Annotated in this window: 14 protein-coding genes; 2 read left to right on the plus strand and 12 right to left on the minus strand. The window is 57.1% G+C overall.

Going from position 1 to position 16,143, the window contains the following annotated elements:
• Positions 1-43 precede the first annotated feature (43 nt).
• Positions 44-1,252, minus strand: coding sequence for an MFS transporter (locus CRO33_RS20710; RefSeq protein WP_097119416.1), 1,209 nt, complete (start codon positions 1,250-1,252; stop codon positions 44-46).
• A 92-nt stretch (positions 1,253-1,344) separates the two neighbouring features.
• Between CRO33_RS20710 and CRO33_RS20715 the strand changes: the two genes are divergently transcribed.
• Positions 1,345-2,274 carry a LysR family transcriptional regulator gene (locus tag CRO33_RS20715; protein ID WP_097119417.1) on the plus strand — a complete coding sequence of 310 codons (930 nt, stop codon included), beginning with the start codon at positions 1,345-1,347 and terminating at the stop codon, positions 2,272-2,274.
• A gap of 39 nt (positions 2,275-2,313) precedes the next feature.
• Here CRO33_RS20715 and CRO33_RS20720 read toward each other — a convergent pair whose 3' ends face one another.
• The 11 genes from CRO33_RS20720 to CRO33_RS20770 form a co-directional block, all read right to left on the minus strand.
• The gene (locus CRO33_RS20720) at positions 2,314-2,811 is read right to left on the minus strand and encodes a TIGR00645 family protein (RefSeq protein WP_034819827.1); all 498 of its coding nucleotides are present in this window, start codon (positions 2,809-2,811) and stop codon (positions 2,314-2,316) included.
• Between the two features lie 54 nt (positions 2,812-2,865).
• Positions 2,866-5,541 carry a two-component system sensor histidine kinase KdpD gene (gene kdpD, locus CRO33_RS20725; protein ID WP_097119418.1) on the minus strand — a complete coding sequence of 892 codons (2,676 nt, stop codon included), beginning with the start codon at positions 5,539-5,541 and terminating at the stop codon, positions 2,866-2,868.
• Between the two features lie 45 nt (positions 5,542-5,586).
• Complete coding sequence (gene kdpC, locus CRO33_RS20730; RefSeq protein ID WP_034819833.1) at positions 5,587-6,159, minus strand: potassium-transporting ATPase subunit KdpC; 573 nt, start codon at positions 6,157-6,159, stop codon at positions 5,587-5,589.
• Positions 6,160-6,170: 11 nt separating this feature from the next.
• Entirely contained in the window at positions 6,171-8,219 is a 2,049-nt protein-coding gene (gene kdpB, locus CRO33_RS20735) for a potassium-transporting ATPase subunit KdpB (RefSeq protein ID WP_097119419.1), read from the minus strand.
• Between the two features lie 7 nt (positions 8,220-8,226).
• On the minus strand, positions 8,227-9,906 hold the full coding sequence (gene kdpA, locus CRO33_RS20740; RefSeq protein ID WP_097119420.1) for a potassium-transporting ATPase subunit KdpA: 1,680 nt from the start codon (positions 9,904-9,906) through the stop codon (positions 8,227-8,229).
• On the minus strand, positions 9,906-9,995 hold the full coding sequence (gene kdpF, locus CRO33_RS20745; protein ID WP_100701897.1) for a K(+)-transporting ATPase subunit F: 90 nt from the start codon (positions 9,993-9,995) through the stop codon (positions 9,906-9,908). The genes kdpA and kdpF overlap by 1 nt, the downstream gene beginning before the upstream one ends.
• Before the next feature lie 108 nt (positions 9,996-10,103).
• Positions 10,104-11,267 carry an HD-GYP domain-containing protein gene (locus CRO33_RS20750; protein ID WP_097119421.1) on the minus strand — a complete coding sequence of 388 codons (1,164 nt, stop codon included), beginning with the start codon at positions 11,265-11,267 and terminating at the stop codon, positions 10,104-10,106.
• Between the two features lie 187 nt (positions 11,268-11,454).
• Positions 11,455-11,787 carry a HigA family addiction module antitoxin gene (locus CRO33_RS20755; RefSeq protein WP_097119422.1) on the minus strand — a complete coding sequence of 111 codons (333 nt, stop codon included), beginning with the start codon at positions 11,785-11,787 and terminating at the stop codon, positions 11,455-11,457.
• A gap of 42 nt (positions 11,788-11,829) precedes the next feature.
• A complete protein-coding gene (locus CRO33_RS20760; RefSeq protein WP_097119423.1) occupies positions 11,830-12,138 on the minus strand; it encodes a type II toxin-antitoxin system RelE/ParE family toxin in 309 nt (102 codons plus the stop codon).
• A 190-nt stretch (positions 12,139-12,328) separates the two neighbouring features.
• Complete coding sequence (locus CRO33_RS20765) at positions 12,329-13,288, minus strand: 2-hydroxyacid dehydrogenase (protein ID WP_097119424.1); 960 nt, start codon at positions 13,286-13,288, stop codon at positions 12,329-12,331.
• Positions 13,269-14,663 (minus strand): MFS transporter, encoded by a 1,395-nt coding sequence (locus CRO33_RS20770; protein WP_097119425.1) that lies wholly within the window; start codon positions 14,661-14,663, stop codon positions 13,269-13,271. Before CRO33_RS20770 ends, CRO33_RS20765 begins: the two co-directional genes overlap by 20 nt.
• A gap of 503 nt (positions 14,664-15,166) precedes the next feature.
• On the opposite strand from CRO33_RS20770, the gene CRO33_RS20775 reads away from it, so the two are divergent.
• Positions 15,167-16,081: a sugar ABC transporter substrate-binding protein gene (locus tag CRO33_RS20775; RefSeq protein WP_097119426.1), complete on the plus strand. Its 915-nt coding sequence runs from the start codon at positions 15,167-15,169 to the stop codon at positions 16,079-16,081.
• Positions 16,082-16,143 lie beyond the last annotated feature (62 nt).

Genomic DNA, 16,143 nt, shown 5'->3' on the forward strand with positions numbered 1-16,143 from the left:
TTTTAAATAACATTCTCCCTTAAGCCTGGCACAGGATTGACGATCAGTTTTTCAGGTGACGACTCGCCAGACGAATCAGCAACGCAAGCGCAGCGGCAAGTGTGGAGAGCGCCACCACGCCGGTCCAGCCAAAGTGCGCCAGCGCCAGGCTTCCAAGTGCCGCACCGGTCGCCATGCCAATAAACACCACGGTAAACATCAACGCATTCAGTCGGCTACGCGCTTCTGGTGCCAGACTGTAGACCAACGTCTGATGCGCTACCAGCGTGGCCTGCACGCCCAAATCGAAGCCGATGGTGCTGATGATGATCAGGCCAATCTGAGCCGGAACCGGTAACAGTGGCAGCAGGAACATCAGCGCAAATGACACCATCACCAGCGTGGCACCATACTGGGTGACACGGGCAGGGCCGATGCGATCCGCCACGCTTCCCGCCAGCGGTGCCGCCAGGGCCCCAGCCGCACCCGCCAGACCAAACGCCCCTGCTACTGCACTTTCAAAATGGAAGCGCTCACTCAGCATCAGCGCCAGCGTTGACCAGAAGGCACTGAAACCCACCGACAGCAAGCCCTGTGCCAGTGCGGCACGACGTAGCGTCTGATGATGTTGCCACAGGTGCGCCAGCGACAGCAGCAGACGCGGATAGCTCACAGAGGTGCCCGGTTTGAAGCGCGGCAACACACGCCACAGCGCGAGGCTAATCAACAGCACGGCCACCGCCGCCACCATGTACATGGTGCGCCAGCCCAGATATTCCGCCACCACGCCGCTCACCACGCGTGACAGCAGAATACCGACCAGCAAGCCGGTCATCACCGTGCCAACAGTTTTACCGCGACTGCGCTCCGGCGCTAACGCCGCCGAAGCTGGCACGATGTCCTGCGCCACGGTGGCGGTTAAGCCGGTGACAAAGCTGGCGATCAGTAACGCGTTGATGCCGCCCGAGAAGCCACACAACAGCAGCGCGGCGACCAGCATCAGGCCTTTAATCAGAATAATGGTGCGGCGATCGTGACGGTCACCGAGCGGTGCCAGCAGCAGAATACCCAGCGCGTATCCCGCTTGCGTCAGCATCGGCACCATGCCGACGCTACCAATTCCAACGTTAAATTGTTTGCTGATGATATCCAGCATCGGCTGGCTGTAGTAAATCGATGCCACGCTAAGCCCGGCACCTGCAGCAAGCGTGAACACCAGCGGCGCTGGCAGTTTTTCAGCTGGCAATGCAGTAGATTGCGAAATGGCTGACATAGTGAATTCCCCCGTGAAAGTGCGCTTATTAAAGCGCGTCGCGGCCATACGCGGTAGACTCGTCAAACACAGAACTGTTATGCACGGTGCGTATGAACAATCCAACCAGTATTGACCGTATTGAACTGATGCAGACCTTTATTCGTATTGTCGAAAGTGGATCGCTGTCAGCCGCCGCTGCGCAGTTGGGCACGACACAACCCACCATCAGCCGCCGGTTGCAGGCACTGGAACAGCGGTTAGGACTGAAGCTGATTCTGCGCACGACTCATGCATTGAAACTCACCGATGACGGCGAACGTTGTTATGCGCAAGCGCGGCAGTTGCTGGCGACCTGGCATGCGCTGGAAGATGAACTAACGGGTTCCAGTGACGATCCGATTGGCACACTGCGCGTGCGTGCGCCCCATGCGTTTGGCCAGGACCAGTTGATCGATCCGCTGGTGGATTACCTGCAGCGTTACCCGCGTCTGACGGTGGAGTGGATGCTCAATGATCGCACGCCGGACTTTATCAGCGAAAATGTCGATTGTGCGATTCAGGTGGGTGCAGTGAACGATCCCTCGCTGGTGGCGATTCTGCTGGCCGAAGTGCCGCGCTTTGTGGTGGCCGCACCTTCACTGCTGGCACAGCATGCGCCGATCGAGGATGTCAGCCAACTGACCGACCTGCCATGGCTGGCGCTGACCAGCTTTTACCGCAATGAGCTTGCACTACAGCGCTTGAGTGATGGGCAGCCGATGAATCTGCCGATTGCGCCTCGCCTCGCCAGCGACAGCTTATACGCCATCCGCAAAGCCGCTCTGGCGGGCATGGGTGCGGCGATTGTGTCGTCGTGGGTAGTACAGGAGGACTTAGCAAAAGGGGATTTGATTCAGCTGGTGCCCGAGTGGCAAGCGCCGCCGCTGCCGGTGTGGCTGACCTATCCGTGGGCCAGCTATTATCCCGCTCGTATGCGGCAGTTTTTTGCGATGATCAGAGAGGTGATGCCGAAACTGGCGGGCACACAGCCGGTGCGGTGAGGGGCCAGGGCGCCATAATGGCGCACCTGGCACACCAAATTACTTCTTCTCGACCTTTGACATATTATCCAGCCAGCCCATCACGAAGGCCGACAGCACAAAGGTCAGGTGGATAATCACGTACCACATCAGCTTGCTGTCATCGACATTGCGCGCGTCCATAAAGATGCGCAGCAGGTGGATCGATGAAATCGCCACAATCGAAGCCGCGACTTTGTTCTTCAGCGAGCCGGAATCCATCTTGCCCAACCAGCTCAGCTTCTCTTTGTTCTCATCAATATCCAGCTTAGAAACAAAGTTCTCATAGCCAGAGAGCATCACCATCACCAGCAATCCGCCGACCAGCGTCATGTCCACCAGCGACAGCAGCAGTAGAATCAGATCGTTCTCAGCAATGCTGAGTATGTTGGGCAACAGGTGAAAAATTTCCTGGAAAAATTTAACGGTCAGCGCCAGCAGCCCCAGCGAAAGTCCAATGTAAACCGGTGCCAGTAACCAGCGCGATGAATACATCAGGTTCTCGATAAAACGTTCCATAATTTCCCATTAATCAACAGACAAGTGGTCGATTATAACCGAACTTGTGTGAAGTTATTTCAGCGGTTCTTCAGAAATTTCAGGGGCCGCTGGCAGCGGCAGTGACAAGCGAAACTCTGCGCCCCCTTCCGGTCGGTTTTCCGCCCAAATACGCCCGCGATGGGATTCAATAATGGTTTTACTGATCGCCAGACCGAGCCCGACACCCGGCACCGCCGACTCCTTATCGCCGCGCGCAAATTTGTCGAAAATGCGCGTCATATTCTCTTCGGCGATCCCTGGGCCGTTGTCCCAGACGGCAATCTCCAGCCGCTCTTTGTCACGCCAGGCGCGAATGCCGTGCTGCGCGGCGTTGCCGGCATATTTGAGGCTGTTCTCGATCAGGTTGGTGAACACCCGCTCCAGCATCGCGCTATCGCCTTTGATCAGCACCAGTTCCGGCGGCAAATCGAGTGCAAAATCGTGTCCTTTCAATGAGGGGCCCATACTGCTCAGCGCCCCGCCAATCACTTCATCCAGCGCCACCCACTCCTCGCGCAGGTTGAGTCCACCAGACTGAATACGTGCCATATCCAGCATATTGCTCACCAGCCGAATGGTGCTTAACGTCTGTTCCCGAATCTGGTTCGCCTGGCCGACATATTTTGAGTTATCGCCGGCCAAATCCAGCATCAGCATTTCCGCCTGACCGAACAGCACCGTCAGCGGGGTTCGCAGGTCGTGTGAAAGTGCCGATAGCAGGGCATTACGCAGTTGCTCACGCTCTGCCGCCAAACGAGACGCCGCTTCACTCTGTGACAGCGCCATGCGCTCCAGCGCGTTGGCGATCAGCACCGTAAAAGTTTCAACTAAACGCTGCTGTTCCGGGATCATCAGTTGGCGCAGATTTTCCGGCTCTACCACCAACAGTCCACGGCAGTGATTCCCGCTTTTCAACGGCAGAATTTGATACGGCACCGCTGGCAAGGTATCGGTGCCTGCACCGGCGGGCTGTGCTTTGCTAAAGCTCCATTTGGCGATGCCGAGATCGGGCGGCGTACCAATACTGCTCTCACCCACCGCCTGTAAATCGCCCTGCTCATCCGGCAGCAGCAGCTGGCTGCGTGCCTGCAAGGTGACATCAATCACGCGCTGGCTGGTGGCGGCGATATCCTGCGGCGTGAGCGCGCTGCCGAGCGATTTTGCCATCTCATACAAATGCCGCGCACGCTGTTCACGATAGCGCGCGACTTTAGCCTGATAGCGCACGCCTGCTGTCAGGTTCCCGACGATCACCCCTACCGCCAGCATCACCGCGAAGGTCACCAGATACTGCAAATCCGATACCGCCACGGTGCCGGTCGGGGCGACAAAGAACAGGTCAAAAGCCAGGATGTTGATCACCGTGGCAAACACCGAGGGCCAGCGGCCAAAGCGCAGCGCGACTAACACCACGGCTAACAGATAAATCATCACGCCGTTGGCCGGATCGAACTCCACCAGTAGCCAGCGACCTACGATCGTCACCAGAATACACAGCGCAATCGCCATAAGGCAGCCGCGCAGATGCAGCCGCCACTTATCACTGTTGGCCTGTTTACCGCCCATCGGATGCGGCGCGTCGCGCACCGGTTCGTCCAGTGCCACCACCAGCAAATCGAGGTCTGGGCCAAGCTGGCCCAAACGCTGGGCAAAACTGTCGCGCCGCCAGCGCCGTTGCGGCTGACGACCGGTGACGATTTTGCCGAGATTATGCTCGCGCGCGTAACGCAGCACGGCGCGGGCTTCATCGGGATCGGACAGGGTGGCGGTTTCCGCACCCAGCTCTTGGGCCAGTTGCAGCGTGCGTAAAATGGCACGACGACGTGCTTCCGGCAGGCGATTCAGACGCGGCGTTTCTACGTATACTGCGTGCCACTCGCTGCCGAGACGCGCGGCTAAACGCGCGGCGGTGCGCACCAGTTTCTCACTGCCGGTGTCATCGCCGATGCACAATAAAATGGCGTCACGTGTGTGCCAGACTTTGTCGCGGCCTTGCTGGTCGCGCCAGGCACGCATCTGGTCGTCCACGCGGTCTGCGGTGCGGCGCAGTGCCAGTTCGCGCAGGGCAAACAGGTTGCCTTTGCGGAAGAAGTTTTCAATCGCGCGCTCGGCGCGATCGCCGACGTAGACTTTGCCCTCTTTCAGCCGCTGACGCAGATCGTCCGGCGGCAGATCCACCAGCACCACCTCATCGGCGCTATCGAAAAACGGATCGGGGACGGTTTCTCGCACCTGGATGCCGGTCACGCCACCAACCACATCGTTGAGGCTTTCCAGATGTTGCACGTTGACGGTGGTGATCACGTCGATGCCCGCTTCCAGTAGCTCTTCGATGTCCTGCCAGCGTTTGGGATGGCGCGAACCCTGCACATTGGTGTGTGCCAGTTCGTCCATCAGGATCACCGCCGGATGACGCGCCAGCGCCGCATCCAAATCGAATTCCGCGTGCCGCGAACGTCCGGTGGCGCGACGCGGCAATACCGCCAGGCCCTTGAGCAGCGCAGCGGTTTCTTCACGTCCATGGGTTTCCACCACGCCCGCCAGCACATCGAGGCCTTGCGCACGTAAACGCTGCGCCTCCTGCAGCATGGCGAAGGTTTTCCCCACGCCCGCGCAGGCGCCAAAGTAGATTTTCAGCTTACCGCGATGGCTGTCGCTGTGATTCAGCAACAGCGCATCGGGATCGGGGCGGGTGATTTCATCGTTCATCAGTTATCCGTCGAGAAAAGCGCGATAAATCGCGCTATCAATCAATTATCCCTGCAGCGCATCCAGCGCCATATTCAGCCGCAACACGTTCACCGTCTCTTCACCGATAAACGGCAGCAGCGGACGCTCAGTATTACGGGCAATCAGCGCTTCCACATCCTTCAGCGCCATATTGCGCGCTGCCGCCACACGCGGTGCCTGCCACAATGCGGCTTCCGGTGAAATATCCGGATCGAGCCCACTCGCCGATGCGGTCACCAGCTCAACCGGTACCGCAGTTGGAGCCTGTGGATTGGCGGTGCGCAGGGCAGCCACGCGCTCGGCCACCGCTTTATCCAGTGCCGGATTGCTCGCCGCCAGGTTGCTGCCGCTGGAAGCCAATGCGTTATAGGGCGCATCGCCGGTTGCCGATGGACGGCCCCAGAAATGGCCGGGCTGCGTAAATACCTGACCAATCAAATCGGAACCGCGCTCCGCGCCATCCTGCTCAATCAACGAACCGTTGGCCTGTGACGGAAACCACCACTGCGCTAAGCCGGTGGTCAGCAGCGGATAGACCGCGCCGGTTAACAGCGTCAGCAGTATTAACAATACAATAGCCGGACGTAACTGACTCATTTCTCTTCTCCTTAAACCAGACCAAATAGCGTCAGCAGCAGGTCGATGGCTTTAATACCGATAAACGGCACCACTAATCCGCCGACACCGTAAATCCACAGGTTGCGACGCAGCAGCGCGGCAGCACTCATCGGACGGTAGCCCACCCCTTTTAGCGCCAGCGGAATCAGGAACACAATCACCAGCGCGTTGAAAATGACCGCCGACAAAATCGCTGAGTTCGGTGAGTGCAGATGCATCACGTTCAGCATATTGAGCTGCGGATAGGTGGCCGCAAACGCCGCCGGGATAATGGCAAAGTACTTCGCCACGTCGTTGGCGATACTGAAAGTGGTCAGCGAACCGCGCGTCATCAGCATCTGTTTACCAATGTGCACCACTTCCAGCAGTTTGGTCGGGTTGGAATCGAGATCGACCATGTTCCCGGCCTCTTTTGCCGCCTGAGTGCCCGAGTTCATCGCCACTGCCACGTCCGCTTGCGCCAGCGCGGGGGCGTCGTTGGTGCCGTCGCCGGTCATCGCCACTAAACGCCCTTCCGCCTGATACTGACGAATCAGTGCCAGCTTGGCTTCTGGTGTGGCTTCCGAGAGGAAATCATCCACGCCCGCTTCTGCCGCGATGGCCGCCGCCGTCAGCGGGTTATCGCCGGTAATCATCACCGTCTTAATGCCCATTTTGCGCAGCTCGGCAAAACGTTCTTTGATGCCGCCTTTGACGATATCTTTTAGCGCCACCACGCCCAGCACCTGTGCGCCTTCGGCCACCACCAGTGGTGTGCCACCCGCGCGCGCCACTTCTTCGACGCTGGCGTTCACTTCTGCCGGGAAACGGCCGTTGTTGGCTTCGATATGGCGGCGAACCGCGTCAACGGCCCCTTTACGAATCAGACGATCCTGCACGTTGACGCCGCTCATGCGCGTCTGTGCCGAGAACGGAATAAAACTCGCGCCCATGCTGCTGAGATCGCGTTCGCGCAGGTTAAATTTTTGCTTCGCCAGCACCACGATGCTGCGCCCTTCCGGGGTTTCATCCGCCAGCGAGGCCAGCTGCGCGGCGTCCGCTAACTGCTGCTCGGTGACGCCAGGTGCAGGCATAAACTGCGTCGCCTGGCGGTTACCCAGCGTGATGGTGCCGGTTTTATCCAGCATCAGCACATCGACGTCGCCCGCTGCTTCCACCGCACGACCGCTGGTGGCGATGACGTTTGCACCGAGCATGCGGCTCATCCCCGCCACGCCAATCGCCGACAGCAAGCCGCCGATAGTGGTCGGAATCAGACACACCAGCAGCGCCACCAGCACCGTTACGCTCACCGGCGTGCCGCCGTAGGCCGAGAACGGCCACAGGGTGGCTGTCGCCAGCAGGAACACGATGGTCAGCGACACCAGCAGAATAGTCAGCGCGATCTCGTTCGGCGTTTTGCGACGTTTGGCACCTTCGACCATGGCAATCATGCGATCAAGGAAGGTTTCGCCCGGATTGACGCTGCACTGGATCACCAGCCAGTCGGACAGAATGCGCGTACCGCCCGTTACCGACGAAAAATCGCCACCGGATTCACGGATCACCGGAGCCGATTCGCCGGTAATCGCACTTTCATCCACTGACGCGCCGCCTTCCAGCACTTCGCCGTCACACGGGATGATGTCACCCGCTTCCACCAGCACCATGTCGCCTTTACGCAAGGTGTCTGCCGCTACCGGCTGCCACTGCGCGCCATGACGTGGCTCAGCCAGCTTTTTCGCATCACTGGTTTTGCTGATGCCTTTCAGGCTGTTGGCCTGCGCCTTACTACGCCCTTCCGCCAGCGCTTCAGCGAAGTTGGCAAACAGTACCGTGAACCACAGCCAGATGGCGACACCGGCGGTGAACCCGGCGTTACCGCTCAGATGGCCTGTCAGCATGCCGATGGCCAGCAGCGAGGTCAGAACGCTGCCGAGCCACACCAGGAACATTACCGGGTTGCGAAACTGCACGCGCGGATCGAGTTTCTTCACCGCATCCAGCACCGCGGTTTTCGTCAGCGCTGCATCAAACAGCGCCAGTTGTTGACGACTCATGATTCCGTTATCCCTGAATTAATTGCAGATGTTCCGCCACCGGGCCGAGAGCCAGCGCGGGGATAAAGGTCAGTGCCCCCACCAGCAATACGGTGCCAATCAGCAGCGCGATAAACAGTGGACCGTGGGTCGGTAACGTACCGTTGCCCACCGGCTGGATTTTCTTCGCCGCCAGTGAGCCAGCGATCGCCATCACCGGAATGATGATGCCGAAGCGTCCCACCAACATGCAGAAGGCCAGCAACAGGTTCCAGAACGGGGTGTTGGCGCTCAAACCGGCAAAAGCACTGCCGTTGTTGTTAGATGCAGACGAAACGGCATACAGCACTTCGCTGAAGCCGTGGATGCCTGGATTCGCCATACCGGCGCGCCCTGCATCCGTCATCATTGCCAGTGCAGTGCCGAGCAGCACCAGGGTAGGCGTCACCAGAATCGCCAGTGCGGTCATTTTCATCTCCCACACGTCGATTTTTTTACCCATGTATTCAGGTGTGCGACCAATCATCAGACCGGCGATAAATACCCCGAGCAGCACGAACAGCAGCATGCCGTACAACCCAGCACCGACGCCGCCGAACACCACTTCACCCAGCTGCATCAGCCACATCGGCACCATGCCGCCCAGTGCAGTAAAGGAGTCATGCATGGCATTCACCGCACCGCACGAGGCTGCGGTGGTGATCACCGCAAACAGGCTGGAGTTGAGGATGCCAAAGCGCGTCTCTTTGCCTTCCATGTTGATGGCGCTGTCTGCACCGAGTGCCAGGAAGTGCGGATTACCGCGCAGCTCTGCCCACATCACGGTAACCACCGCCAGCACAAACATGATGGTCATCGCCCACAGCAGCATGTGGCCCTGACGGCGGTCGCCCAGATGCTGACCGAAGGTGAAGCACAGCGCCGCCGGGATCAGGAAGATACTCAGCATCTGCACAAAGTTGGTCAGCGTGGTCGGGTTTTCAAACGGATGGGCTGAGTTGACGTTAAAGAAGCCGCCGCCATTGGTGCCGAGCATTTTGATCGCTTCCTGCGAAGCCACCGGACCGAGTGGCAGCGTTTGCTTCGCCCCTTCCAGCGTGGTGAGTGCGTGATAAGGCTCAAACGTCTGGATGCTGCCCTGATAAACAAAGAACAGCGCTATCAGCAGGCTGATCGGCAGCAGCACATACACCGTGATGCGTGTCAGGTCGCGCCAGGCGTTGCCCAGCGTATCCAGTGAGCGATTGGCAAAACCACGGATCAGCGCAAAAGCCACTGCAATACCGGTCGCCGCCGACAGGAAGTTTTGCACCGTGAGGCCCGCCATCTGGCTAAAATAGCTCACCGTGCTTTCGCCCGCATAAGCCTGCCAGTTGGTGTTGGTGACAAAGCTGACGGCGGTGTTGAGTGCCAGGTCCCAGCTTAGATTAGGCAGGTGTTGCGGGTTGAGCGGCAGCGACCCCTGCGACATCAAAATCGCCAGCAATAATAAGAACCCCAGCGCGTTGAACAGCAGGATCGCCAGCAGATAGTGCGGCCAGCGCATCGCGCCACTCTCCACACCGGCCAGCCGCCACAGCGCCCGCTCGGTACGCGGCAGCAGCGGCTTGTCGGCCACTAACACCGCAAGAAAACGCCCCAGCGGTTGTGCCAGCACCATTAGCACCAGCAGATAGACCGCAATCAGTAAAAACGCATTCGCAGCCATCAGAATGCCTCCGCATTAAGCAGGGCATAGATCAGGTAGCCCAATAAGATAAACACCAGCACGATGCCGGCAATCACGCCCACGCTCACAGCAACCTCCAGAGGATTTGGTAGTGCTGCAAGCATGCGCGGCGCGGCATAAAGAAGGGGTAAAAAGGCGGGAATCCGGCGTAAAGAAAGTATAAAAATGCTGTCGAATTAGGCGGTTTCCAGTGCCCAGATACGATTGAGGTCGATGTTCTGCCACAGGCTATTGTCTTCGGCTCCGGTGATACTGTCGGTGCAGAACGAATCCCCGAGATCCAGCTCTTCCGGTTTCACCTCTCGTTGAGCGTGCAGCGACCAGAACACATGCACTTTGGGTTTTAACAGCGATTTTTCACCGGCCTGCACCACCAGCGCCACGCGTCCGGAAGCCAGCCTTACCAACGATCCCACCGGATAAATGCCGATGGTGCGCACGAAAGCATGCAGCAGCGTGTTGTCGAAGTGACCGCGCCAACTCAGCATATTGTGCATCGCTTCGGCGGGGGTCCAGCCTTTGCGATAGGGGCGATTTGAAGTCACGGCATCGTAGACATCACACACCGCAGCCATGCGTGAAAACAGCGAGATCTCTTCCGCTTTCTGGCCATGCGGATAACCACTGCCGTCAAATTTCTCATGATGATGTAGCGCGATATCCAGCAGGTCTTCACCCGCATCGGCTTCCATGAGCATCTGCGCACCGACAATCGGGTGCTGACGCATCACGGTAAACTCTTCTTCAGTGAGCTTGCCGGGTTTGTTGAGGATCTCCAGCGGCACCGCCGATTTACCGACATCATGCAGCAAACCGCCCATGCCCACGCGCCGCTGCTGGTGTTCATCGAGCCCCATTTTTTTGCCCAGCGAGATCATCAACCCGCACACCGCCATGGAGTGCAGATAGGTGTAATCGTCGTGATTTTTCAGCCGCGCCACGCTAAGCAGCGCAGTGGGTTCACGGGTAATCGATCCGGCAATGTCGTCCACCAGGTCCATCGTATAATTGAGGTCCAGCCCCTGACCCATACGCGCTTCGTTGAACATCGCCAGCACCTGCGGCTTGCCCTGATTGAAGATGGTTTGCGCCTGGTCCAGCTCTTTGAAAAATGGGGTTTGCGGAATGGCTTTCTTCGGCGCAGGCTTCGCAGGTGCCTGTACCGACTTATCAATATCGATCCAGATCTGCTGGATCCCTTCGTTGCGGATCATCGCGATCTGGCGTTTATCGGTGATCAGCATTTGGTTGCGAATGCGTTTGTCCTTGAGCCACCAAACCTCCAGTTTGTGGATGAACATTCCTTGCCGCAATTCGTCAACGGTAATCAGCTTTATCACGATATCTCTCCTTAATATCAGTGGATGGTAAGGAGAGGTATCGGCAGCTGAGCAAATAATCTTCAGGAGTGATTTGTGCGATCTGTGAGAGGGGAAGTGATTTGGATTAGCGCAATAAATTCGTCGCGCTACGCCTGACTGCGCAGCGTTGTCGCGAAATGCTGCATCGCACTATTGCCGGAGTTCTTCAGGCAACCTGAATACCGCGCTGTGCCATAAAAGTGCTCAAAGGCGTGACACGACTTAATTCTTCTTGCATGCGGGCATCGTTTTCAACCTCCCATTGGTCCTGATAACGCTGCAGATTGAGCCAGAAGTCGACGCTAGTATCAAACACTGCCGCTAAACGGTATGCCATCTCGGTCGTCAGTTTGCGGTTGTTATTGACCATCGCGCTGGCGGTGTTTCTGTGCACATTCAGCATTTCAGCCAGGTCATTCACTTTGAGGTGAAGGGGTTCGAGGAACTCGAACTGCAGCACATCTCCAACACTGGTGGGTTTACGTTTTGCCTGATTCATTTTTGTTTCTCTTTGCTGGTAATTTTCGTCCACGTGCAGTGGTTATCGGTGATTTTTGTAACGGTGCGGATCGAGATAAAGATCGCTAGCCTCGCCATTCATCCAGCGAAATATGAGTCGATATTGCTCATTAACGCGGATGGAGTAGTAACCCAGCAAAGGAGGCTTCAGGGCTTCAAAACAGTTTCCAGGCGGCGATCGCAGATCATAATGCGTTTTAGCGGCATTGATGATATCGAGCTTACGCGCGAGCGCGGATTCAATGGTTTTGGGGAGACACCTGTGCGGTAAGGCATAAATAAAAAACTGCTCAAGCCAATCATCCCGAAAATGTCTAATTGCACCCTTCATCTGCTTCCCTGCATGAAAATAAAATCACGCAGGCAAGTTACTGCCAAAATGCACAGCAACCAAGTGCAATAGTTAACATTATAAAGAATGTTCTAGCGGGATTACAAAATTATTTTGAGATCAAAGAAAACGTCATGAGAACTGTGAGCGGCTTGGCATTACTCAGCCGCTACGTTTGTCCGTATAGAATCTACACCACCCGCGTTAACACCGCTTCGCCCTGCGAAAACGCCAGCAGGTTTTCAAACACCAAATCTGCCATCGCCGCCATGGTTTCATGGGTGCTGCTGGCGAGATGCGGAGTGATCACCACATCATCACGCTGCAGTAACGCAGCAGGCACCGCCGGTTCATGCTCGAACACATCCAAACCGACACCCGCAATCTCACCGGCTTCGAGCGCCGCAATCAACGCCTGCTCATCCACCACACTGCCGCGCGCAATGTTGATTAAAAAGCCCTTCGGCCCCAGCGCACGTAACACTTCAGCATTCACCAGATGATGTGTGGCGGCACCGCCGGGTAGGGTCAGCACCAAAAAATCCGCCTGCTTTGCCAGTGATAACAGCGAATCATGGCGCGTGTAAGGCACATCCGGGCGTGAACGCGGGTTGTAAAAATGCACATCCATATCAAACGCCTGAGCGCGCTTGGCCAGCTCCTTACCAATCCCGCCCAGCCCGACAATCCCGCACACTTTACCGCCTACTTTGGTGGTCAACGGATAGCGCCCTTTCGCTTGCCAGTTACCGGCGCGCACATAACGATCCGATGCGCTGATGTGGCGCGCCACATCCAGCAGCAGCGCCATGCCGGTATCCGCCACGCAGCTGTTTAAAACGCCTGGCGTGTTGGTCACCACGATGCCACGCGCTTCGGCGGCAGCAATGTCTATCGCGTCATAGCCCACGCCGTTACTGCAAATCACCTTCAGATTGGGCAACTGCGCCAGTAGCTCAGCACTTGCTCCCATCAACGCATTGCCGCTGGTCACCAGCGCATCAATACTGGCACCTTGCTCTGCCAGCCACGCCGCCTGATCCTCCTGTTGCCACAAGCGTGAAGTGGTGAAGTGCGCATCCAGATTATCCTGCAGCCGCTGCGGCAACAGCGGCCCTTTTAGCAATACGTTAAACGGCTTTGATCCCATCTTGTTTCCCCTGATTTTCGTAGGATGTTGCAGACGAATCCTGCTCGTCGCCGACACGTTCAATCGGGCCCATCACCAGCAGGAACAGCAGCGCCGCGACGATGCAATGCGCGCCAACGAACACCAATCCAATGCTGTAGCTGCCGGTCAAACCGACGATGATGCCGAACAGCAGTGGCGTGATAAATCCGGCCATATTGCCGATGCCATTGAAGATCGCGCCCGCCAGACCTACTGCTTCTTTCGGTGCGGTATCACTGACAATCGTCCAGGTACCCGCGCCCGCCGCCACGCCTTTCCCGAAGAAGGCAAACGACATAATGGCGATAATGCCGGCATTGGTCGGGATCACCGCAGCCAGAATCAGCGAGGCGGCCATCAGCATGCCGACGATATACGGCGTTTTACGCGCCCACGACAGGCTCCAGCCGTTAGCCAGCAACTTGTCAGAGATGTAACCGCCGCTGATGCCGCCCAGGAAGCCAAACAGCGCCGGGGCGATGGTGGCAAAGCCCGCTTCCATGATGTTCATGCCGCGTGCCTGCACCAGGTAAATCGGGAACCAGGTGATAAAGAAGTAGCTGAGCGCAATGATGCAGTATTGCCCGAGATAGGCGCACCACAGCATGCGATTGCTGAGCAAAGTTTTAAACATCGCTTTGCTCAAGGGTGGACGTGCTTTGAGCGTTTGTGCTGAATCGATATCCACCAGCGCACCGCCCTCCTCAATGTATTTCAGCTCTGCGGCTGACACATGCGGATGCTGTTTCGGGCTGCGCATATACCAACCCCACACGAACACCGCCAGCACGCCAATACCGCCCAGCACAAAGAACGGCCACTCCCAGCCGAAGCGGGATACCAGCCAGCCGGACAGCGGCGAGAAAATGGCAACAGCAAAATACTGCGCCGAGGCAAACAGCGACGAAGCACGACCACGTTCGGCACCGGGGAACCACATGATCACCGCACGCGCGTTGGCCGGAAAGCTCGGTGCTTCAATCAGTCCGAGGGCAAAGCGCAGCGCAAACATCAGCGTCAGCGCCATGGTCATGCCGTTGGAAAACTCGCCAATAAAACCCATTAAAATGGTCGAAACCGACCACAGCGCCAGCGTCACGCCATAGACTTTTTTCGTACCGAAGCGGTCAAGGAAAATCCCGCCGGGGATCTGGCCGATCACATAGGCCCAACTGAATGCCGAGAGGATCAGGCCAAGCTGGATCGCTGATAAACCGAACTCCTCTTTGATCGCCGATCCGGAGATCGACAAGATCGAACGGTCGGCATAGGCCACCACGGATAGAAACAGGATCAGACAGAGGATCCAGATACGCACATGACTGTTCTCATTGCGGTTTTTGCTTAGTAACATGGCTGAACCCCTTGATGAAGGAGCGTCCTGCTCCGAAGCGATGATGTTCAGGAATACCGCTTAAATTTCACTGTTCAGCAACTATAGAGAGCCAGATATGGAGTGGTCATTGTGCGGATGGAGGAATCCGCGCGGCTTTTTTGCGCTGGTTTTGGCATCTGCCACAAAGCAGGGTGCGGCGCTGCACAGAACCTTAAAGAAGCCGATGCTTTTGCACCGGAATGTGCGCCAGCTCTGAGAAAAACCTTCGCAACATCACTATGAGCCTGCAAAGCATCATGTATCGGCTCGCCATAAAAAGCCGCAAAGCATCATGCACCGGCTCGTCATAGGAGGCCGCCTGCATCCTGCACCCGCAAGCAAAATGTGCGCTTAGCTGCAAAATCCATACATGTTGATTGTCAGGGTCCTTACCGCCTCGTAGTCTGAAAATGATTTCATTGAGCCATTTTCACTCTCATTGAAACATTCATTCTAATAACAAGCTTACCCTGGAGTCCGCAATGAAAACCCTCAAGGCGATACTGTTGCTTGGCCTGCTGTCCAGCTCTGCCTCGGCGTTGGCAGAAAAGATCGGCGTATCAATGGCGTATTTCGATCAGAACTTTTTAACCATTATTCGCCAGTCGATTGATAAAGAGGCCAAAGCGCGCGGGCTCGATGTGCAATTTGAAGATGCGCGCGGCGACGTTGGCCGTCAGACCGATCAGGTGCAGAGCTTTATCGGGGCGGGCGTCGACGCCATCATCGTCGATCCGGTGGATTCCGCCAGTACACCGCAGCTGACCAAACTGGCGCAGCAGGCGAAAATCCCGCTGGTATATGTAAACCGCACACCAGGCGACAAATCGCTGCCGTCCGGCGTGGTGTTTGTCGGTTCAGACGAGCGCGAATCGGGTACCTTGCAAATGGAAGCGCTGGCGAAAATGGCCAACTACAAAGGCAATGTGGCAATCATGATCGGCAATCTGACCGACGCAGGCGCACTGCAACGCACCAAAGATGTCGAGCAGGTGGTGGCGAAATATCCGGGCATGAAAGTGGTGCAGAAGCAGCCAGCGAACTATGCACGTAACGAAGGCATGGATTTGATGCTCAACTGGATTGGCAACGGCGAAGCGATTGATATCGTTGCCGCTAACAACGATGAAATGGCAATCGGTGCCGCGATGGCGCTGGCGAAGAGCAACAAGAAAATTCTGGTGGGCGGTATTGATGCCACGCCGGATGGCCTGAAAGCCATGGCGCAGGACAAAATGCAGGTCACCGTGTTCCAGGATGCGATTGGTCAGGGCAAAGCCTCGGTGGATGTAGCGCAGAAGCTGATGAAAGGCGAGAAAGTGGATTCACACGTGTGGATCCCGTTTGAACTGGTGACCAAAGAGAATATGCAGAAGTACGTGGAGAAGAGTCAGTAATTAAGGCCAATACCGCGCGATAAACCGCGCCGTCCTGCGACGGCGCAATGTATTGCGCAATC

The organism is Pantoea sp. GL120224-02 (assembly GCF_900215395.1).
GTDB classification, from domain to species: domain Bacteria; phylum Pseudomonadota; class Gammaproteobacteria; order Enterobacterales; family Enterobacteriaceae; genus Pantoea; species Pantoea communis.